At 43.9% G+C, this 21,204-nt stretch carries 17 protein-coding genes and 2 pseudogenes; 4 read left to right on the forward strand and 15 right to left on the reverse strand.

What is annotated here, in order from left to right; genetic code table 11:
• Positions 1-65: 65 nt before the first annotated feature.
• The 6 genes and pseudogenes from ACLFKQ_RS13010 to ACLFKQ_RS13035 form a co-directional block, all read right to left on the reverse strand.
• Complete coding sequence (locus ACLFKQ_RS13010) at positions 66-722, reverse strand: response regulator (RefSeq protein ID WP_449000208.1); 657 nt, start codon at positions 720-722, stop codon at positions 66-68.
• Positions 715-2,571 (reverse strand): ATP-binding protein, encoded by a 1,857-nt coding sequence (locus tag ACLFKQ_RS13015; protein WP_449000209.1) that lies wholly within the window; start codon positions 2,569-2,571, stop codon positions 715-717. The genes ACLFKQ_RS13010 and ACLFKQ_RS13015 overlap by 8 nt, the downstream gene beginning before the upstream one ends.
• Before the next feature lie 168 nt (positions 2,572-2,739).
• Complete coding sequence (locus tag ACLFKQ_RS13020; RefSeq protein ID WP_449000353.1) at positions 2,740-2,970, reverse strand: transposase; 231 nt, start codon at positions 2,968-2,970, stop codon at positions 2,740-2,742.
• A 15-nt stretch (positions 2,971-2,985) separates the two neighbouring features.
• Positions 2,986-3,444: pseudogene (locus ACLFKQ_RS13025) on the reverse strand (helix-turn-helix domain-containing protein); the annotation flags it as partial.
• Between the two features lie 78 nt (positions 3,445-3,522).
• Positions 3,523-3,696, reverse strand: a pseudogene (locus ACLFKQ_RS13030) (DUF4277 domain-containing protein); the annotation flags it as partial.
• A 98-nt stretch (positions 3,697-3,794) separates the two neighbouring features.
• On the reverse strand, positions 3,795-5,357 hold the full coding sequence (locus ACLFKQ_RS13035; protein WP_449000210.1) for a hydantoinase B/oxoprolinase family protein: 1,563 nt from the start codon (positions 5,355-5,357) through the stop codon (positions 3,795-3,797).
• Between the two features lie 283 nt (positions 5,358-5,640).
• On the opposite strand from ACLFKQ_RS13035, the gene ACLFKQ_RS13040 reads away from it, so the two are divergent.
• Positions 5,641-6,150, forward strand: a complete 510-nt coding sequence (locus tag ACLFKQ_RS13040; protein WP_449000211.1) for a hypothetical protein — start codon at positions 5,641-5,643, stop codon at positions 6,148-6,150.
• On the opposite strand, the gene ACLFKQ_RS13045 is transcribed toward ACLFKQ_RS13040, so the two are convergent.
• From ACLFKQ_RS13045 to purB, 6 genes are all read right to left on the reverse strand, one after another.
• Positions 6,127-6,867 carry a Mut7-C RNAse domain-containing protein gene (locus ACLFKQ_RS13045; RefSeq protein WP_449000212.1) on the reverse strand — a complete coding sequence of 247 codons (741 nt, stop codon included), beginning with the start codon at positions 6,865-6,867 and terminating at the stop codon, positions 6,127-6,129. The two genes, ACLFKQ_RS13040 and ACLFKQ_RS13045, sit on opposite strands and share 24 nt — an antisense overlap.
• 12 nt (positions 6,868-6,879) lie before the next feature.
• Positions 6,880-7,500 (reverse strand): class I SAM-dependent methyltransferase, encoded by a 621-nt coding sequence (locus tag ACLFKQ_RS13050; protein WP_449000213.1) that lies wholly within the window; start codon positions 7,498-7,500, stop codon positions 6,880-6,882.
• A gap of 75 nt (positions 7,501-7,575) precedes the next feature.
• Complete coding sequence (locus ACLFKQ_RS13055) at positions 7,576-8,100, reverse strand: cupredoxin domain-containing protein (RefSeq protein WP_449000214.1); 525 nt, start codon at positions 8,098-8,100, stop codon at positions 7,576-7,578.
• 21 nt (positions 8,101-8,121) lie between these two features.
• Positions 8,122-10,404 (reverse strand): heavy metal translocating P-type ATPase, encoded by a 2,283-nt coding sequence (locus ACLFKQ_RS13060; RefSeq protein ID WP_449000215.1) that lies wholly within the window; start codon positions 10,402-10,404, stop codon positions 8,122-8,124.
• A gap of 81 nt (positions 10,405-10,485) precedes the next feature.
• Positions 10,486-10,680, reverse strand: a complete 195-nt coding sequence (locus tag ACLFKQ_RS13065; RefSeq protein ID WP_449000216.1) for a heavy-metal-associated domain-containing protein — start codon at positions 10,678-10,680, stop codon at positions 10,486-10,488.
• A 277-nt stretch (positions 10,681-10,957) separates the two neighbouring features.
• The gene (gene purB / locus ACLFKQ_RS13070) at positions 10,958-12,253 is read right to left on the reverse strand and encodes an adenylosuccinate lyase (protein ID WP_449000217.1); all 1,296 of its coding nucleotides are present in this window, start codon (positions 12,251-12,253) and stop codon (positions 10,958-10,960) included.
• 336 nt (positions 12,254-12,589) lie between these two features.
• On the opposite strand from purB, the gene ACLFKQ_RS13075 reads away from it, so the two are divergent.
• A complete protein-coding gene (locus ACLFKQ_RS13075) occupies positions 12,590-14,800 on the forward strand; it encodes a Na-K-Cl cotransporter (RefSeq protein ID WP_449000218.1) in 2,211 nt (736 codons plus the stop codon).
• Between the two features lie 57 nt (positions 14,801-14,857).
• Entirely contained in the window at positions 14,858-15,898 is a 1,041-nt protein-coding gene (locus tag ACLFKQ_RS13080; protein ID WP_449000219.1) for a glycoside hydrolase family 10 protein, read from the forward strand.
• A gap of 94 nt (positions 15,899-15,992) precedes the next feature.
• Here ACLFKQ_RS13080 and acs read toward each other — a convergent pair whose 3' ends face one another.
• Positions 15,993-17,960: an acetate--CoA ligase gene (gene acs / locus ACLFKQ_RS13085; protein ID WP_449000220.1), complete on the reverse strand. Its 1,968-nt coding sequence runs from the start codon at positions 17,958-17,960 to the stop codon at positions 15,993-15,995.
• A 485-nt stretch (positions 17,961-18,445) separates the two neighbouring features.
• Between acs and ACLFKQ_RS13090 the strand changes: the two genes are divergently transcribed.
• Positions 18,446-19,183 carry a succinate dehydrogenase/fumarate reductase iron-sulfur subunit gene (locus ACLFKQ_RS13090; RefSeq protein WP_449000221.1) on the forward strand — a complete coding sequence of 246 codons (738 nt, stop codon included), beginning with the start codon at positions 18,446-18,448 and terminating at the stop codon, positions 19,181-19,183.
• A 28-nt stretch (positions 19,184-19,211) separates the two neighbouring features.
• Here the strand turns inward: ACLFKQ_RS13090 and ACLFKQ_RS13095 are convergent, their stop codons facing one another.
• Positions 19,212-20,387: a M20 family metallopeptidase gene (locus ACLFKQ_RS13095; protein WP_449000222.1), complete on the reverse strand. Its 1,176-nt coding sequence runs from the start codon at positions 20,385-20,387 to the stop codon at positions 19,212-19,214.
• A gap of 47 nt (positions 20,388-20,434) precedes the next feature.
• Positions 20,435-21,160 carry a Stp1/IreP family PP2C-type Ser/Thr phosphatase gene (locus ACLFKQ_RS13100; RefSeq protein ID WP_449000223.1) on the reverse strand — a complete coding sequence of 242 codons (726 nt, stop codon included), beginning with the start codon at positions 21,158-21,160 and terminating at the stop codon, positions 20,435-20,437.
• Between the last annotated feature and the right edge of the window lie 44 nt (positions 21,161-21,204).

The following is a 21,204-nucleotide window of genomic DNA, read 5'->3' on the forward strand; positions in this document are numbered from 1 at the left end:
GTCCCCTTGTCTCCCAATCTTTTCTGCTCCCTTGCTCCTCCGCTCACTCGCTACTCCCTACTCCTTTACAAACTGGGTCGCTCGGCACCGTTACTAGTAGCTCTGGCGAGATTTTCTTGCGCCTGTTTGTTTGTAGGATCTAAGCTGAGGGCGACGCGGTAGTTTTTAATCGCGCTGGCAAAGTCCCCTAGAGTTTCCTGTAGCTGTCCCAAAAAATTAAAAGCTTCGGGAAGAGCGGGATCGCAGCCGATCGCTTTTTTGGCTTGAGCGATCGCGCTATCGAAGTCTCGCTGTCTGGCTAGTTGCTTGGAAGATTGCAAACAAGCTTCGTATTCCGACTGGTTTTCTTCTGCCGAATTGCCTTCTAAAACGCTATAGACCATATTTCGCAACTCTTTGGGAGTAAACGGCTTTTGCAGAAAATCTACCGCGCCTAGCTTCATTGCCTCAACCGCATTGTCTACCGTGCCGTGAGCGGAGATCAAAACAATTTTGATCTGAGGATATTTGGAGATCGCTTCTTGAAGGAGCTTTAAACCGTCCATTCCAGGCATCTTTAAATCGGTAACAATTAAATCGTATTTGTCTCCCGTAAGTTGCAGCATGGCATCTTTACCATCAAAAGCGGTCTGAACCGCATAATCTAGAGACTCTAAGGACATGGTAACGGTACGTCTGATGTTTTTGTCGTCATCGACTACTAAGATTTTGGCTTTAGACATTTATTTGTTTTCCTGATGAATTTGATAGACTGCTGTTCGTGGGAACAGTAAAAGTAAAGGTGCTACCTTCGCCTACGGTAGAATCGACCCAAATTCTGCCGCCATGAGCGCGAACGATTTCTTTACAGATAGCCAATCCCAACCCACTTCCCCCGACATCGCGATCGGTTTCTACCTGGACAAATTTGTCAAAGATTTTGCTTTGATATTCTAAGGGTATTCCCGCACCTTCGTCGGCAACAAATATTTCGACCCAGCTACTTCTAGCTGTCGCTCCGATAGCTATCTTTCCTCCCGATTCACTATATCGTAAGGCATTGGCGATTAAATTAGTCAACACCCAAATAATTTTGTTGGCATCGGCTTTAACTTTGATATCTGACGATGGAGCTTGTTTGCTTATCTCGATGCTTTTTTGTTCTGCCTGGATTTTTAAAGCACCGATCGCTTTATCTAGCAAAAGGTTAACCGTAACGGGTATATATTCCAGTTCGATTTTGCCCGACTCGATTTTGGAAAGATCGAGCAAGTCGTTAACCAAATCGCGCAACCGTTCGACATCTTCTACAGCCGTCTCTAAAAGTTCGGTTTCGGATTCTGAGAGTTTATCTGCGGTAGTTTCGCTGAGTAAGTTAAGACTCATTGACATTCCCGTTAGCGGCGTGCGTAATTCGTGGGAAGCCGTCGCTACAAATTCGCTTTTGAGGTTGTCTAATTCTTTGAGCTTGGTGACGTTTTGCAGTAGCAGAATCGCGCCGATGACGTTATCGGCATCGCTGATGACGGGAGCGATCGCAAAGCGGTAGTAAAGGGTATGTTCGCCCCGTTCGACGGTAAGAATATCGTCTTTATCTTCTAATTCGGGAGACTTGCCAGTTTGAGCGGCTTCTTTGAGATGTTTGTAAAGAGTGCGATCGCTAAATACGTCTAAGAAGTGATTGCCTGTAGCCATCAGCGATTTTACGTTGGCAATATCGGCAGCAATGGGATTGATGGCGATAATATCTAATTCGCCATCAACCACGATAATTCCATCGGCAATACTTTGCACGATCGCTTCACTGCGTTTTTTTTCGGTAATTACTTTACCGACATTAAGATCGTGGAATGCCTTAAGCTTTTGGCTCATAAAGTTGATTTCTCGCGCCAAGATTCCTAATTCATCCTGAGATTTAACTTTGAGGGCGATGTCGTATTCTCCCGCCGCAATTTTACTAGTAGCGCGAGTCATTGCCGTTAGCGGGTTAACGATGCGACTAGTCAGTAACAAACTGAAAGCCAAGCCAAATCCAGCCGCTGTCGTACCAGCAGCAACCATCGACCAAATTGCCTGCTCCGATATTTCTTGCGCCTCTTCCGAAGCCGCTTCCATGGTTTCTTGATTGATTAGGCGCAGTTCGATACAGGCTTCTTTAACGTTCTCAAAAATTGGTACTATAGTATTGTAGTAATCTTCGGTAGTAGGATTGCTCTGCTGCTGAAGTAGGGCAAATGCTTCTAAATACTCTTCATACTGCCGTTCGATGCGCTCTAAAATTGCTGCTTCTCCTGGAATGGTAATATTACCCTCGGCTTGCCCCAACCATTTGAGAAATTCGATTTCGTTTTGGCGAAACTGTTGTCTGCCCTGAATTTGGTTTTCTAATAAATACAACAGAACCGCGCTATCTTGCCTTTCTAAAGCATCGATTGTGTTTCTTGCAGCGAGAATACTGCGGTAGTTTTCTTGCAAAATTGCTTCGCTAGCTTTTCCCAACCGCCGTAAGTTGGCTATGCCCCAAACACCGACTAAAATAACCAAACTTAAAGCCAAACCATAACCCAGCAGAATTTTTCTTTTAAGCTTCATGGCGATCGCACTGTATTGGGGCGTTTATAAAAAACGCCTCGTTAGACTGTTGCTAAAGTAGTCTTATTTTAGAGCAGCTTTCAGTCGAACGAGATGCACTGCGGTTGAGTTTGGCAAGAAGTTTTCTACTTTCTGCTTGTTTGAAGCCTACCTAATAATACCAATTCACTAAATGCCTGCTATGCATACAGCATCGACAATAAATTTCCATCCCGTCAATGAACTGATGAGTTTTCGACTCAGTTTTGGGAGAATCTTTTGAACAGTATTTCTCAAGGCATCCAAATCTTCAAATAGACCCCACTTCAGGTCTTTTTTGAGATGTTTCCAGAATCTTTCAATTGGATTAACTTGTGGACTATAGGGAGGTTGAAAAAGTAGAATTATATTTTCAGGAATATCTAACTCAAAAGATTAACGAATTTGTTCATATATACCTACACTATCTTGATGTTGTTCCAGGTGATGTATTATCATTTGAGCCAATTTTTTTTTGAAGTTCTCGATCGCTCCTTTTTTTTGTTTGATATTAACGGGACGAGGCACTTTTAATTTGGCTTTCAATCGATAACCAACTGTCTCATGAACTACTTTATAAGATACTTTGACATCACAAACTGTTTCTAACCAAGTTTGAATTTCTCCATAACTGGAAAATCCTTCTGGGTCAGATAGCTCCTGTTTGAGAAGAGCGATCGCGAATGGAGGAATCGAAGCAGGTCTTCCTGGACTAGAAACAATGGTCAGGAGAGCTTTAAGACCTCCTCTACGATATTTACTCAGCCACATAGAGACAGTGGTAGGATGCCGACCTAACATTGCTGCTAGATGTCCTACACTGTTTGCTTGCTTCGTTTTGAGCCAGTAGAGAACTTGAACTCTTTCTACCGTTTTGGCACTTTACTTTTCTGTTGGCTCAATAACTTTTTCAGTGTTGCTTCTGATTCAACACTTGGTTGCTGCCGAGAGTGCTACTTTGATGAATAGAGGGGTCACTCCTGCTGCAAAGAGTTGGTCGAGGACTCTCCCCAATCGGTCATCATTGAGATGTTTCGGTTGAATGCCTTCTCCTAGAAGGTGTTCGGTAGCCTTGCCCTCAAAGAATTTCTCAAAGCGGAATGTAGGTTTCATCGAAATCGCAAATGCGCGAGCTAGACCTCGGTTAACGTTTGAACTGTGTTTTTATTTAGTAGCATAATACGATTTGTTCTTGCCGACTTAACTTAATGCCGTTCGCCGTCGCTCCTTCCATATCCACCGCCGCCGGGGGTTTCGATAACAAACACATCCCCTGGCTGCATTTTAGCTGTAGCAGTGCCGTTTAATTCTTCTTTAGTTCGGTCTAATCTTTGAATATGGTTTTTACCGACTTTTCCAGCTTCGCCACCTTTTAATCCAAAAGGAGGTACTTTGCGGTGACTAGAAAGTATTCCTGCCGTCATTGGTTCTAAGAAACGAATTTTTCTAACTACGCCATTTCCCCCCACGTACTCACCTTTGCCCCCACTATCGTGACGCAACCTAAAACTTTCTAAGAGCACGGGATAGCGAGATTCTAATACTTCAGGATCGGTAAGTAAAGAATTAGTCATGTGAGTTTGTACGGCATCGGTACCATCGAAATCTGCCCCTGCACCCGAACCACCGCAAATCGTTTCGTAGTACTGATATCGATCGTTGCCAAAAGTAAAATTGTTCATCGTTCCCTGAGAAGCAGCCATAACTCCTAAGGCTCCATACAAAGCATCGACGATAGTTTGTGAAGTCTCCACATTACCCGCTACTACAGCAGCTGGATAGGTAGGATTGAGCATACAGCCATGAGGAATGATAATTTCTAGTGGTTCTAGACATCCTCCATTGAGGGGAATATCGTCATCGACCAAAGTCCGAAATACGTATAAAACTGCCGCTTGGGTAACGGCGCGGGGAGCATTAAAATTACTGTTGAGTTGGCTAGAGGTGCCAGTAAAATCAATTGTGGCACGGCGATCGCTCCGATGAATCGTTACTGTAACCTGAATTTTTGCCCCACTATCCATCTCATAGACAAACTCGCCATCGCGGAGTACCTCGATCGCTCGTTTAACCGCTGCTTTGGCATTATCCCGCACGAATTGCATATAGGCTGTAACTGTTTTCAGTCCATAGTTAGCCACCATTTTTCCCAATTCGTTGGCGCCGCGATTATTGGCGGCAATTTGGGCTTTAAAATCGGCTATGTTGCGATCGCTATTTCTGGCTGGATAGGGATGATTTTCTAGTACTTCTCTTACGGCAGTTTCTCTGAAATTACCGCGCTCGACTAGCAAAAAATTATCGAATAAAATGCCTTCCTCTTCAATATTGGTGCTGTAGGGAGGCATCGAGCCTGGAGTAATCCCACCAAGATCGGCTTGATGTCCGCGAGATGCCAGATAGAATACTGGTGTTTTTGCTCCTTCCAAAAAAACCGGCGTAATGGCGGTTACATCTGGCAGATGAGTTCCCCCATTATAGGGATTGTTAGCCAAATAAACGTTTCCTGGGGGAATTGCACTTCCCACAGCCTTAATTAAACTGCTAACGCTAGCACTCATCGAACCTAGATGAACGGGAATATGAGGTGCATTAGCAACTAGAGAACCAGAGGTATCAAAAATAGCACAGGAAAAATCCAGTCTTTCTTTAATATTTACCGAAGCTGCGGTGTTTTGTAGCACGATTCCCATTTGCTCGGCAATAAACTGATAGAGGTTTTTAAATATTTCTAAGCGGACGGGATCTGGTTGGGTTAGTGCAGACATAATAGCAGTTACGTATCCATTAATCGCTCAAAATTCTACTTATCTGGGCGATCCCAAGTCAAGATCTGCATCGGAAGCGCTTAAAGATACATCTAAGTTTTTTTCTCATCTGTCACGGTTAACTAACTTTACGCAACTACCAGCTACTGAATGAATTTGGCTAGACGGTCGTCGTTTATTTCAAGTTACTGCTTTAGAAGAGTTTTTACCAGAAAGAGTAGCAAAAATTGAGAATAACTTAACCCAAATTACTAATACTTATTTTCAAAGTAGTAACCAAGATTTGCAAGTAGAGGTAGTTACCCTTAATGGCTCGCCTACGATCGAGATTAACGGTCAATATCTTCTTACCGTAACCGAACTCGATGCCAAACTGCGCGACATTAATACTTTTTCTTGGGCAGAACAGCTAAGCCAAATTTTGCAACAGGCGCTAATGAGAGCAAAACGAGAGCGGCAACCAGAATTTTTGTCTCATCGAGCAGCGATCGCTGGTGGCATTATGTTGGTAGTAGTAATCGGCAATTGGATGTTATTAAAATTACGATGGCGCATTCAACCAACTAAAGCCAAAGTCGATAAGTCAGAGATTACTGCAAAAACAAGTGAGTCCTACTCGCGAGGCGAGAAGCTACGCAACGGACTTGCTCCGCAACGCGCAGCCTGCTCTGACCGTTGGTCAACAGTAACTGCCACAGAAGCGATCGCCACTAATAAGCAATACCGAAACAATTTCCAAGCGATTGAAAACAGATTATGGAGGAGCGATTTAATTGCTAATTTGTTCGACTAATTGTTGCAAGTCAGAATAATGGGAACCTTGCCAATAGATTTGTTGACATTGTTGACAGCGATAGAACTCATTATAATACATTCGCGTTTTAGCAGGTAAGCGAGCCGACACCTCATCTAACTCAACAGAAACTAGCTTGCCATTACACCGCAAACAGCGTTGAAAAGGTCTAATTTTATCCCAGAGAGCAAAACGCTCTAAGACTTCTCGGCTCTGTTGAACCGGCTCGATCGCTCTCACCCAATAACCATAAGTTACTATCCGCCGCTTGAGCAATCCCCGATCTCTGGTGAGTAAAATTCGCTGCTCGGAATCAGCAATAGCCGCTAGTTCTTCGTCATTACAGTCATAACGATACCAAGTATCAAAACCCAAAAGCCTTAGATAGCTAGCTAACTTACCCAAGTGAACATCCACGACAAAACGAGCCAGCCACAAATAGGGACGGAGTAGTTGAAGCGAACCCAGTGACAGGCTGGTAAAGTGAGGGTAGACGCTAAAGCGATCGCCATTTTGAAGGGAATAGGAAAAATCAACCGACCGACCATTGGCGAGGATTAATTCAACTTCTGGGTGAGGAACCCCTAAAGCTTCAATGGTATCTTTGATCGAGGGATTACCTCGAACCAGATAAATAAAGCCTTGCTGTTTTCTAGAGGAAGGCAAAAAATCATTAAGTGAAGCGTAAAATCGAAAATAGGCGTGGTTGTTTCTCATCAGCAATTCTGGCTACGACTGCTCTGTTTGAGTCGAAAAAATCGTCAGCAAAATTCCAGGCAGTAGATGATGATGAGCCAGGGTAAACAAACCAGCCTCTGTTCCCAGTCGTTCTCGTTGCTGCTGACTGTACAATCTCATTTCACCTATCCAGGGAATCGAACTCGAAAAATCATTTTCACCTCGATAAGCATCGACTAAGTAAAAGCGACCACCTGGCGCGAGAACCCGACTGACTTGACGACAAACTTGCTGGGGATGGGGGTAATGAAGAAAGCTCATCGTACAGAAGACGGCATCAAACTGTTTGTCGGCAAAGGAAAGAGATTCTGCCCTACCGCCTACAAAAATTAATCTCTTACGGTATTGATTCCGCGCTCTTGCCTCTGTAAGCATTGACGGAGAAAGGTCTAATCCGATTCCCCTCATAGTAGGAAACTGAGCAGCTAAGCGATCGAGCAGACGACCAGTACCGCATCCCAAGTCAAGCACAGAAGCATGTTCCTTTAACTCTACATACTCTAGTAGCCGTTGATGAATCGCTCGATAGAAAACGGTAGTAAATAAGCGATCGTAGAAAGGTGCCCAAAGATTAAAGAAATTTTCTTTTTGTTGGTAAAAATTTTTAGTCATTAATTTTGCAGGGTGGGCGATCGCTTTAGATTATCCGAAATCTATACTCATTGAATTTACAGCCACAAAAAATTTTCAAACCGAGTCTTCTGCTTTAATTGTCCCTCGATACATATTCATACCGCAGGTAAAAATGTATTCTCCTGGTTTTTGTGGAACTATCTCGACAGAAGTAGTTTTGTCTAAGGTTAAATTTAACGTTTTATTAAAATCGGGTATTAATACCCGCTCCAAACAGCTACTAGGATCTTTACGCAGGAAATTTAGCTGAACGGGTTCGCCAGCACTTACTTTTATTCTGTCGGGAGTATAACCTCCATCGACGACAATATCTACCTCTTGAATGCCTTTTTTGACCTGGGCTTTTTGGAATTTGGTTTTGCTAAACATAAACCACCAAAGTTCCGCGCCAATTAAACCTAAGCCACCCAATGCTACAGCAAGCTTTAAACTCCAAGGTTGTTCGATCTTCTGAAACTGGCTAATTTGTTTCTCCGCCGAAGCGGGCATTTCCATTTCTGCTAATCCAATATTGGGAGTTAAAGCTAAGAAAAATCCTAATCCTGTTAAACTACCGACCATTTTACTTTTATTAAACATGAGCGATCGTTTCCTCCTTGATTAAGTTCTGGGATGAGAAGGACTAAAATTACGCAATCTTAGGGCATTAGTTATCACCGAAACCGAACTAAATGCCATTGCTATCCCGCCAATAATAGGATTGAGCAACCAGCCGAAGAAAGGAAACAAAATACCTGCTGCTATGGGAATACCGAGAACGTTATAAATAAAAGCAAAGAAAAGATTTTGACGGATATTATTAATAGTTGCTTTACTCAACTCGATAGCTGTCACAATGCCGTGTAACTCTCCTGAAATCAGCGTAATATCGCTAGCTGCGATCGCCACATCCGTTCCCGTACCGATCGCGATTCCCACATCTGCCTGTGCTAAGGCGGGGGCATCATTGATTCCGTCTCCTACCATTGCGACAATCTTTCCTTCCTGCTGTAATTCTCTTACCTTAGCAGCTTTTCGATCGGGACGTACTTCGGCTTCTACTCTGACGATACCTACCAGACGGGCGATCGCTTGGGCGGTTTTTGGATTATCTCCCGTCAGCATGACTACTTCTAAATCCAGCTTGCGTAACGCCCTGACTGCTGAAATAGAATCGGGTTTTATCGCATCTGCAATGCCCATAATGCCTTCTAGTTTCCCATCTACGGCAATTAGCACTACGGTTTTAGCTTCTGCCTCCCAGGTGTCCTTTTGCTGCTGTAGAATATCGGTTTTAATTCCCAACTCAGACATCCAGCGTTGCGTACCGATTTGGATTAGGCGATCTGAAACTAAGCCCTGTACGCCACTTCCTGCTACTGCTTCAAAGTCATAAGCTTCTGCTAGTTCGACATCTTGTGACTCGGCGTATCTAACCACAGCTTCAGCAAGAGGATGTTCGGAATTACGTTCCACTGCTGCGACTAGACGGAGTAATTTTAGTTCTGCACGATCGCTAATACCTCGAACTGCCTGGAAATTAGTTACAGTAGGTTTTCCTTGGGTAATCGTACCAGTTTTATCTAGGACGATGGTTTGTAGCTTGTGTGCTAGTTCTAAACTTTCCGCACCTTTAATTAAAATACCGTTTTCTGCACCTTGACCAGTACCTACCATCACAGAAGTAGGAGTAGCCAAACCTAATGCACAGGGACAGGCAATAATTAACACTCCCACAGTAGTAATCATTGCTAGAGAAACATTTCCCATCATGACAAACCAAAGGACAAAAGTGCTAATAGCGATCGCAATTACTGCGGGAACAAACCAACCTGTTACTTTATCTGCCAGTCTTTGAATAGGTGCTTTTGAGCCTTGAGCATCTCGAACTAACTTAACTATCTGCGCCAATACCGTATCTGCACCAACTCTGGTAGCCCGAAATTTAAAACTGCCTGTCTTATTAATTGTCGCGCCAATCACTTCATCCCCTGGCTGTTTTTTCACCGGTATGCTTTCTCCCGTGACCATCGCTTCATCGATAGTGGAACTCCCACTAATAATCTCTCCATCTACGGGAATCTTTTCACCAGGACGAACCAATATAATGTCATTAATCTGTACTTCGCTGATTGGAACATCTACTTCTTGCCCGTTGCGAATCACCCTAGCATCCCTGGCTTGTAACCCCATCAATTGCCGAATTGCTTCTGAGGTTTGTTCTTTGGCGCGATTCTCAAACCACTCTCCCAGTAAAATCATCGTCACCACTACGGCTGCGATTTCGTAGTACACTTCTGGCATTAAGTCTTGGTTGAGAAAGAAATTAGGGAAGACAGTGGCAAATACAGAATAAAAGAAGGCTGCACTCGTACCTAATGCAATTAAGGTATCCATTGTGGCAGCATGACGCTTAAAGGCTTTCCAAGCATGGATATAAAAACCATAACCACACCAAAACTGTACGGGAATGGTCAGAATCAATTGCAACCAGGGGTTATGCAACCATGCAGGAATCAAAGGTATTTCTAACCCTGTCATCATTGGCAGAGAACCAATAACTAAAATCAGGCTAATGATTCCACCCACAATTACTTTACGCAGTAAATCGCGAGACTCGGCTATTCGTGCAGCTTTTTCAGCATCATCCTCTCCCGTAATCATTTCTTGTTCTTGAAGGGAATAAGACGAGTAACCCGCTTCCTCTACTGCATCCTGAATAGTTTTAATGCTGGTTCTACGGGGATTGTATTCAATTGCAGCCTGTTCTGCACCGAAGTTGACGTTACACTGAGCTACTCCTGGTACGTTGCTAATGGCTTCTTCAATGCTGCTAGCGCAGGAAGCACAACTCATTCCCCTAAGTTTGAGATTAATTTTTTCTAAATTGGTAGCTGTACTCATAATTTGTCAGAAACAGAGTTTTATTCAGCATTTGTCATTTTGCTAATTAAACTTACTGATAAATGTTTAATGTTCAATGTTCTAAGCAGCAGGATAGCCAGCAGCAGCGATCGCTTCTCTCACGGATGATTCGGATACTTGAGTTTCTACTGTTACCTGTTTGGATTTAGGATCGGCTTCAACTGAAGCATTGGGATCTACCGAGTGAATTGCTTCAGTAATGGTTTTACCACAAGCATCACAAGCCATATTGGGGACTTTTAATTGTATGGTCATCTTGTTTATTCGCTTTGCTTGTATAGTTCTAAAATTAGCTTAAACTCTATAGTTAGCTTTAGAGTCAAGCAACAAGTAGAAATTAATTAAAATTGATGGACACTCGGATAGATAGATCGCCTGAAAAAATATATACTCCGTGGTTGTAAGAGGCAGAAGGCAGGGGGCAGGTGAAATAATTACTCTCGGTACTTAATTTTCTTAATAAGAATAGCCGGACGCTTTGTTTTTCAAACACTGCAATAACACTGCAATTCTGGTCAATTAATCGCTAGATTTAAATTCCCAGACGCTGATAAATTTCATCTAAGTGTTGGAGATGAGTTTGAGGATCGAAACAAGCATCAATCTCCTCATTAGATAGCATTTGTTTTACGGTTTCATCCCGTTCGATTAGAGCCCGAAAGTTACCCTCTGGTTGATTCCAAGCGGTATGAGCACAACCCTGTACGACGCGATAAGCTGCTTCTCGATTCATCCCTTTTTCTACTAAAGCTAATAATACTCTTTGAGAAAAAATCACCCCGCCATAAACATTCATGTTGCGTTTCATGTTTTCAGGATAAACCAAGAGGTTTTTCACCAGGTTAGTGATTTCTCTGAGCATAAAGTGAGTCAAAATACAGCTATCGGGCAGAATTACCCGTTCGACAGAACTGTGGGAGATATCGCGTTCGTGCCACAAAGCTACATTTTCCAAAGCTGCCACTACATTACCACGAATAATTCTTGCCATTCCCGTCAATCTTTCCGAACGAATGGGATTGCGTTTGTGGGGCATTGCCGAAGAACCTTTTTGCTGTTTAGAAAAGTATTCTTCTACTTCTAAAACATCAGTGCGCTGGAGATTGCGAATTTCGACGGCAAAGCGTTCGATGGAGGCAGATAGTAAAGCCAACTGCTGCACGAATTCGGCATGGCGATCGCGGGAAATCACCTGAGTGGAAGCCGTATCGGGTTCTAGATCTAATTTTTGACAGGCGATCGCCTCTACTTGCGGATCGACATTAGCGTAAGTTCCTACCGCCCCCGAAATTTTGCCTACCGCAATCTCGCGACTCAATTTTACCAGGCGATCGCGATTGCGTAATGCTTCTGCCAACCAACCCGCCAGCTTAAACCCAAAGGTAATTGGTTCGGCGTGAATGCCGTGCGATCGTCCTACCATTACTGTGTATCGATGCTGTTGCGCCTGATAGCGAATTGCCTGAATTAATTCTTCTAATTTCTCTAAAATTAAGTTCAGACTGGCAACCATTTGTAAAGCCAATCCCGTATCTAAAACGTCAGAACTAGTCAACCCCAAATGAATATATCTGCCGGCATCACCTACATATTCATTGACGTTGGTTAAAAAAGCGATGACATCGTGACGAACTTCTGTTTCTATTTCTAATACTCGTTGCGGATCGAAGTCGGCTTTGGCTTTAATTTCCTCCACCGCTTGTTGGGGAATGTAGCCTAGTTCTGCCTGTGCCTCGCAGACTGCTATTTCTACTCTGAGCCAGGTGTTCAATTTGTAAGCATCAGTCCAGATTTCACCCATTTCGGGTAGGGTATAGCGTTCGATCATTAGTTAACCAAATAGGGCGTACACTTGCAGTCTGTTTAGCAGAATACAACAGTTTATTTTACTACTATGTCTATATCTGGGGAATCGGCAATTTGTCTCGTTGGCTTATTGCTTTGCGCTTCCCCGCTACCTTCTACCTACTGCCTAATACCAAAATTTGGTCTACCCAAGAGAAAACGGCTGTAATTTATCGCCGATCGCATAACATTTTCACTCTTTGGTAGATTGTAAATCAATAGAAATCAATTGTAGGGTTAATTAAGTTAAGAGTCGGAAAAGCTGAAATAGCTCTCGAATTTGTCTTTTATCTCCTACTTTTATATTTGAACTGAAATTATGAAAACTTCGTCGTCGTCAGAGTCAAAAGCCGATCGGACTATTCCGGCTCGAAGTTCCGGGTTGGGAGCTTTTGGTGGTGTTTTTACTCCCTCAATTTTGACCATTCTCGGCGTAATTATGTATTTACGCTTGGGCTGGGTAGTGGGCAACGTTGGCTTGTTGGGAACGTTAGTTATAGTTACTCTTTCTACTATTATTACCTTACTGACGGCTCTATCTATTTCCGCAATCGCTACAGATCGTGTCGTTCGGGTTGGGGGTGCCTATTACATGATCAGTCGCTCTTTGGGGATCGAAACTGGGGGAGCGGTAGGAATTCCTTTGTACTTCGCTCAGGCATTATCAGTCGCACTATACACCATCGGTTTTGCCGAAAGCGTAGTGAGAACTTTTCCCAGTCTCAGTCAGCTTTATGTGGCATTAATAGTCACGGTGCTGGTAGCCATTTTAGCCCTTACCTCGGCTAAATTAGCCATCCGCGCCCAGTATTTTATCATGGCAGCGATCGTGCTATCTCTAATCTCGCTAATTTTTGGCAAGTCCTTAGAGCCGACCGAGATCGAGATGTGGGGAGCAGCTTCCGGGGAATCTTTTTGGAGTGTATTTGCGGTGTTCTTTCCTGCCGTAACTGGAATCATGGCAGGGGTTAATATGTCTGGAGATTTGCGCGATCCGATCCGTTCGATTCCTACGGGTACTCTAGGTGCTGTCGGAGTGGGTTACATAGTTTACATGGGACTTCCCTTCTTGCTAGCCAGTCGCGCCGACGCTTCTACTTTAATCGAAGACTCTTTAGTTATGCGGGAGATAGCTTTTTGGGGACCTGCAATTCTCTTGGGAGTTTGGGGGGCTACCCTTTCTAGTGCTATTGGCAGTCTCTTAGGCGCCCCCCGTGTCGCTCAAGCCCTAGCTAGAGACAGAGTCTTACCTAGTTGGTTGAATTGGTTGGGAAGGGGAAGCGGCAATGATGACGAACCCCGTTTGGGGACGATTTTGACTTTAGCAGTAGTTATTGCTGCTGTCTGTGTGGGAGAACTAGAACTGATCGCTCCCGTACTGAGTATGTTTTTTCTCACGACCTACTTGGTGTTGAATATCGCCGCAGGAGTTGAAGGTTTTTTGCAAAGTCCTTCTTTTCGTCCCGCATTTAGAGTTCATTGGAGTCTCTCCTTACTGGGGGCGATCGGCTGTTTAGCGGTGATGTTTCTCATCAACCCCATAGCAACCATAGTAGCCGCCATTGTCGTACTAATTATTTACTTGTGGTTACAGAGACGGGGTTTGGAAACTACTTGGGGCGATTCCCGTAGAGGGATCTGGATGAGTCTACTGAGAACCGGGATTTTTCACGTCCATCCCGAACAAGATTATAAAAACTGGCGACCCAATATCTTGATTTTGTCTGGGGCACTTACCAAACGCTGGAATTTGATTGAATTTGCCAACGCCTTAACTCAAAACCGAGGATTAATTACGGTTTCTAGTGTTTTACCCAGTGGTTCTCGGAATGTTCGGCAGCAGGCAGAAATGGAAGCAACCGTTCGCGAATATCTAGACAAACAGGGCGTACAGGCTTTAGTCCGTATGGTCACTGCACCCAATATGTTTGAAGGTGGTATGCAGTTACTAGAATCCTATGGTATTGGACCGTTAATTCCCAATACCTTTCTGCTCGGTGCTAGTTCTAATTTGGAAGTACGAGATTCGTACTGCAAATTAATCGCTCAAATTCATCAAGCCAAGCGTAACGCTATTATCCTTCACGACGACCGCGAGCGGGGTTTTGGTTCGCGCCGCCAGATCGATCTGTGGTGGGGTGGTTTAAATAATAATGGCAGTTTGATGTTGCTACTAGCTTATTTACTCAGTTCTGATATACATTGGCGTGGAGCAGAAGTAAATCTGAAGCTGGTAGTGAGCGATGAAGCAGCAGCTAGAGCAGCTCAAGCCAATGTGCAAAGTTTAATTGAAGACCTACGTTTGGGACTTGAAGTTAAAGTAATTACTGGCGACGAGCGTCCTTTTCCAGAGATTCTCCGCGAATCATCACAGCGGGCAGATCTAATTTTTCTCGGTTTACCCGAACCAAGTACAGATTTCGTGAAAGACTACGAGCGTCTGTTGTCATGGACCGATGGTCTTCCTTCGACCATTTTTGTTTTGGCAGCTTCTGACTATTCCTATCAAGCGGTGCTGACAGAAGATTAGGCAATCGCACTATTATTTTATTTCTGCTCCAGATAACCAGAGAGGGATAACTGTAAGATGCAACTAGCATCCGAATCGAGAACCGAAATACGCGGCATTTGGATTGCCAATTATCCCCATAGCCAAGTTTTAGAGTCGCCGGAAAATATCTTCGCGGCGATGGAGTTTTTAGCCAGAGAGGGTTTTAACTTTGTCTTTCCCGTAGTTTGGAATCGCGGTTACACTTTATTTCCCTCCCAGGTAATGAGCGAACATAACTTCCCCATTCTCGATCCGGTTTACCAACGGCAACAGCGCGATCCCCTCGCCGAAATAATTATTGCCGCGGCTCGGTATAATATTGCGGTAATTCCCTGGTTGGAATACGGTTTTGCGGCTTCCCATTTACTCAGCGGCGGTCATATTTTGCACCAACAGCCCCATTGGAGAGCGATCACGCCAGATGGTGGGACTGTCAGACACGGTAACCTTACCTGGATGAATGGTTTGCATCCAGAAGTACAGCAATTTATGTTGCAATTGGTTTTAGAAGTGTTAGAGCGATACGATGTAGCAGGTATTCAAGGTTGCGATCGCTTTCCCGCCCTTCCCGTAGCCGCAGGATACGATCGAGAAACTGCAGAGCGCTATCACCACGAAACTGGAAAATCTCCACCTTCTAACCCCAAGCAGCAACAGTGGCTACAGTGGCGAGCTAATCTACTGACAGATTTTCTAGCCAAGTTATACCTACAGGTCAAACAAACCAAACCACAGGCGATCGTCTCTCTAGCTCCCGCTGTCTATCCTTTTTGTTGGCAAAATTTGTTACAGGATAGTCAAACTTGGCTAGAAAAAGGCATTGTCGATCTAATTCATCCACAAATCTATCGCTCTAGCTACCACAGCTACTATCGGGAAGTCAAAAAAATCATCAAAGCTGTCGACCCTGATTTATTAACTAAATTTGCTCCGGGAATTGCTTTTACTGCCAATGGCAAAGAATTAAATCGTAGCGATCTCGGTAGATGTATTCGACTCAATCGCCACAACAATTTTAGCGGTACGATATTTTTTCACTACCAAGGATTGCTGAAGTATAAAAATTTGTTTGGCTAGAACTGAGCAGTCCCAATGGGGTAGTTTGGCTAATTTCTAATTTATTCAGGTTTATTCAGGATGAGCGTTACACCCATCCTCAAATAAACTGCAATTAACCCTGTCGTAATTTATCTAAAACACTTAAATCTTCCATAGTAGAAATATCGCCCACTACTTCTTCACCGGCAGCTAAGTTGCGTAAAAAACGGCGAATAATCTTACCAGAACGGGTTTTAGGTAGGGAATCGGTAAAGCGTATTTCCCCCGGACGAGCGATCGCGCCAATTTCTTTAACGACATGTTGTTTGAGTTCGGCTTTGAGTTCATCACTCGGTTGATAGACATTTTCTAGAGTAACAAAAGCATAAACCTCTTCCCCTTTAACTTCATCGGGACGAGAGACGACAGCAGCTTCGGCTACGGCAGGATGGGATACTAACGCCGATTCTACTTCCATCGTACCTAAACGATGACCAGAAACGTTCATCACGTCATCGACGCGACCCATAACCCAAAAGTAACCGTCTTCGTCTTTTCTCGCTCCATCTCCTGCAAAATAGAAATAAGTATCGTCTTGAGGCGGTATGTGCTCCCAATAAGTGCGACGAAAGCGAGCATCATCTCTGTAGACAGTTCGCATCATACTAGGCCAGGGATATTTGACTACCAAATAACCGCCTTCGTTCTCGCCTACGGGATTGCCTTCTAAATCCACTACATCAGCAATAATACCAGGGAAAGGAAAAGTGGCAGAACCAGGTTTAGTAGGAGTCGCACCAGGTAAAGGAGTCAGCATAAAGCCTCCCGTTTCCGTTTGCCACCAAGTATCGACAATCGGACAGCGATCGCCACCTATTACCTGACGATACCACATCCAGGCTTTAGGATTGATTGGTTCCCCTACAGTACCTAAAATGCGGAGCGAAGAAAGATCCCGAGAGTTGGGGTGTTCGTCTCCCATCTTAATAAAGGCACGAATTGCAGTAGGTGCAGTGTAAAAGATAGTGACACCATATTTTTCCACGATATCCCAAAGACAACCAGGATTAGAGGCACGAGGCGCGCCTTCATACATTACGCTCGTGGCACCATTGGAGAGAGGACCGTAAACAATGTAGCTGTGTCCTGTAATCCAGCCTACATCAGCAGTACACCAGTAGACATCGGTTTCTTTGAGATCGAAAGTCCATTTGGTAGTTATGTGAGTATATAGATTGTAGCCGCCCGTAGTGTGCACGACTCCTTTCGGCTTGCCTGTCGTACCGCTAGTGTAGAGAATAAACAATAGATCTTCGCTGTCCATTGGTTCGGCAGGTCGGTCGGCAGAAACTGTGGCTTGAAGTTCGTGCCACCAGTGGTCTCTATCTGTCTGCATATTTACATTTTGTTTAGTACGTCGTATTACCAAAACGTTTTTGACGCTGGAAACGCCATTATTTGCCAGAGCTTCATCTACTGCATTTTTTAAAGGTACGATTTTATCTTTGCGAAATCCACCATCAGCAGTAATGACTAACTTAGCTTCGGCATCTTGTAAGCGAGCTTTTAGAGCTTCACTACTAAAACCGCCAAACACTACGCTATGAGGCGCGCCAATTCTGGCACAAGCTAACATCGCGATCGCCGCTTCGGGAATCATCGGCATATATATTCCCACGCGATCGCCTTTTTTTATGCCTAATTTCTCAATCGCATTCGCCATCTGACAGACTTCACGATGCAGTTGAGCATAAGTTAGAGTGCGCGAGTCTCCTGGTTCTCCTTCCCAAATTAATGCAGCTTTATTTTTGCGCCAAGTAGTAAGATGTCTATCCAAACAGTTGTAAGAAATATTAATTTTGCCATTAACAAACCACTTGGCAAAAGGGGGTTGCCAGTTCAAAACTCGATCCCACTTTTGAAACCAATGTAGTTCGGTTGTGGCTAATTCTTCCCAAAATGCGGCAGGATCTGCGGCTGCTTTATCGTATAGTTGACGATATTCTTCCATGCTTTTAATTCGAGCCGCTTCTGAAAATTCCTTAGCAGGCTCGAACAGGCGTTCTTCCTGTAAAACTGATTCTATGGTTGTCTCTGACATAATTGCTTTGAAATTACCGTTAAAATCAATCTTGTCATACTATTACCTCTTTTCCACCGCAATAGCTATAGCTTATAAAATTGTAAAATCTACAATCTATAGCAACCTAGAATGATACGTACGAAAGAACTTTGGAAGGACTAATTACCACTAACAAAAGCCAATTTACTCGATCGTTGTTTCAACACACGATCGATAAACTTTTTCTTCTGCTTTCTGCCTCCTGTGTCGATCTACCCAAGAAGAAAACTACTGCAAGCTTTTAAAGTGGGTGCAATACGTAATTGTTATCCTAGAAAGAGGATAGGTCGTTACTTTAATCGCTATAGTAAAAATCTTTGTAGCGCGAGTAAGATCGCTTGAAGATTCCCTCGTTCTTCAATTACCGACCTCAAATATTAAGTTTGACAAATTATTGCTAAACTCTATTTCTACATCTCTAGTAGACGTACGACATTAATAGCGATTCTTAATTTATTTAAGTTATGAAAATTAATTTAAAAATTTGGCGACAGACAAACCCTGACAGTAAAGGTAAGTTTGTCGGATATACCCTCGACAACGTTTATCCAGAAATGTCTTTTCTAGAAATGCTGGATGTTTTAAACGAACGGCTAATTGTCAATAACCAAGAACCTATAGAATTTGATAGCGACTGTCGCGAGGGTATTTGCGGTTCTTGTGGATTAATGATTGATGGTATCGCTCACGGCAAACAGCATCTTACTGCCGTGTGTCAATTACATATGCGGTCTTTTCAAGATGGCGATACGATTACTGTAGAACCCTGGAGAGCAAAAGCTTTTCCCGTTGTTAAAGATTTAGTAGTCGATCGCTCTGCTTTCGATCGCATTATAGCGGCAGGAGGCTATATTTCCGTTAACACGGGTGCAGCACCCGATGCTAATTCCCTTCCCGTAGCCAAACCAAACAGCGATCGCGCTTTTGACTATGCTACCTGTATTGGCTGTGGTGCCTGCGTCGCTGCCTGTCCCAATGCTTCGGCATCTTTATTTACTGCCGCCAAAATCTTTCACTTGGCATTACTGCCTCAAGGACATCCCGAACGCCGGCGAAGAGTGCTAAACATGAGCGAACAGATGGCGTTAGAGGGGTTTGGGGATTGTTCCAATCACGGCGAATGCGAAGCGGTATGTCCTAAAGGTATTTCGATTGAGGCGATCGCGGCGATGCGTAGAGAATACATTAAAGCTCAATTTTAGTCAAACAAAATCGGGTGTAATACTCTATTTATTGTTGCCAATATTTACAGGCCGTGTAGGCTAAAGTTACCACGCCCGTAACAATAGCTGCTTCATCGATTTCAAATTTAGGATGGTGCAAGGGATAGTTATAGCGATCTCGATGCCCTACTCCCAAGCGAAACATACAGCCTGGAGCTTTGGTCAGATACACCGAAAAATCTTCAGCACCCAAAGAAGGTTCGGGAAGAATTTTTACGCATTCTTCTCCCCAAGCTTCTAAACTAGCTGTTTCTAGAATCTGAGTTAGAGTGCCGTCATTTTGCACGGAGGGTACGCCCCGACTGTAGTTCACTTCGCATCGTGCCCTATAGGTAGCGCAAATATGAGTGGCGATATTTTCAATCCACTGAGGTAAATTAGCATGGCTTTCTGGATGAAGCGATCGCACCGTACCCACCATTCTAACGCGATCGGCAATAATATTAGGGGCACTGCCTCCTTCAATTTTGCCAAAAGTTAATACTATCGGATGTATAGGATTTTGAGTTCTGCTAATTGCTTGTTGTAAAGTAGTAATTATTTGAGCGGCTATCCAAATTGAATCGACTGCTTGATGGGGACGCGCTCCATGTCCGGATTCTCCTCTGACGATAATTTCAAGATCGTCAGCGGCAGAGGTTAAAGCACCGTAGCGAATTCCTACATGGCGAGCTTGAATCGAGGGAAAGACATGAACGCCATAGATCCCATCTACCCCTTCCATTGCCCCCTCTGCCACCATCCATTGTGCTCCCGTGGCAGTTTCTTCTGCTGGTTGAAATAAAAATCGCATATTGCCGGGGAGTGGTTCTGACAGTTGCGACAAAACCATTGCCGTTCCCAATCCTAAAGTAGCATGCACATCATGTCCGCAGGCGTGCATAATTCCAGGGTTGCGAGAAGCAAATTCTAACTCTGTGAGTTCTTCTATCGGTAAGGCATCCATATCAGTACGGACCGCTAGAGTTCGGCTATCCTCCCCTTTGCCTGCCAACTCTCCGATCACTCCTGTCTTGCCTACTGCTTCTCTAACTTGAAGTCCGCAGGAAGATAAAACTCCAGCAATATAAGCGGCAGTTTGATGCTCTTGTCCGCTTAACTCTGGATGAGCGTGAATGTGACGGCGAATTTCTAATAATCTCGGGGCAAAGGCTTCGGCAAGATTTTTGATTTCAGAGAGCATTTAAAAATAATCAATTGATTGTAAGGCGATCGCAGTAATAATAAGATCTATTCTTGAGCGACAATAATTACGGTGATGTTGTCCGAACCTCCCGCTAGTTTAGCGGCGGCGATCAATTCTTTTCCTGCTTCTTCACAACTAGTTTTTTCAGCCAATAAGCTTTCGATTTTATCATCGGAAACTTCTTCGGTAAGTCCGTCGCTACAGATTAACAGGCGATCGCCAGGCTCGATATCCAGTTGTTGAATATCGATGCGATGTAAATCTTGACGTCCCAAACACTGAGATAAAACGTGTCGCCAGGGATGAAATTTTGCCTGTTCCTTATCTATTTGCCCAGCTTTTAGTGCCAAACCAACCCAAGTATGATCTTCCGTAATTTGTTCTATAGCCGAGTTGCGCCAACGATAGAGGCGGGAATCACCTACATGAGCGCACCAAGCTCGATCGTCGCGAAATATAAGCACGACAACTGTAGTGCCCATATCTCGTCTTTCGGGATGATGCTGCTGATCTGCCAAGATACTTTGATTGGCTTTTTCTACAGCTTCTTTGAGCAATATCTCAGCTGCCATTGTAGAATCCCAATTAGCCTCGAGAAAAATTTTAATTTCCTCAGTAGCAATTCTGCTCGCTTCTTGTCCGCCAGCGTGCCCTCCCATACCATCTGCTACGATACAAAAACGCCCTAACTGGTCGTCTATAAAGTAGTTATCTTGGTTGACCGTTCGTACAACCCCTGTATCAGTAAGACCGATGAAATGACGTTTCATAAACAGTTAGTCAATAAACACAAAACAATAAAAATTAACTTTTT

The organism is Myxosarcina sp. GI1(2024) (assembly GCF_053543375.1).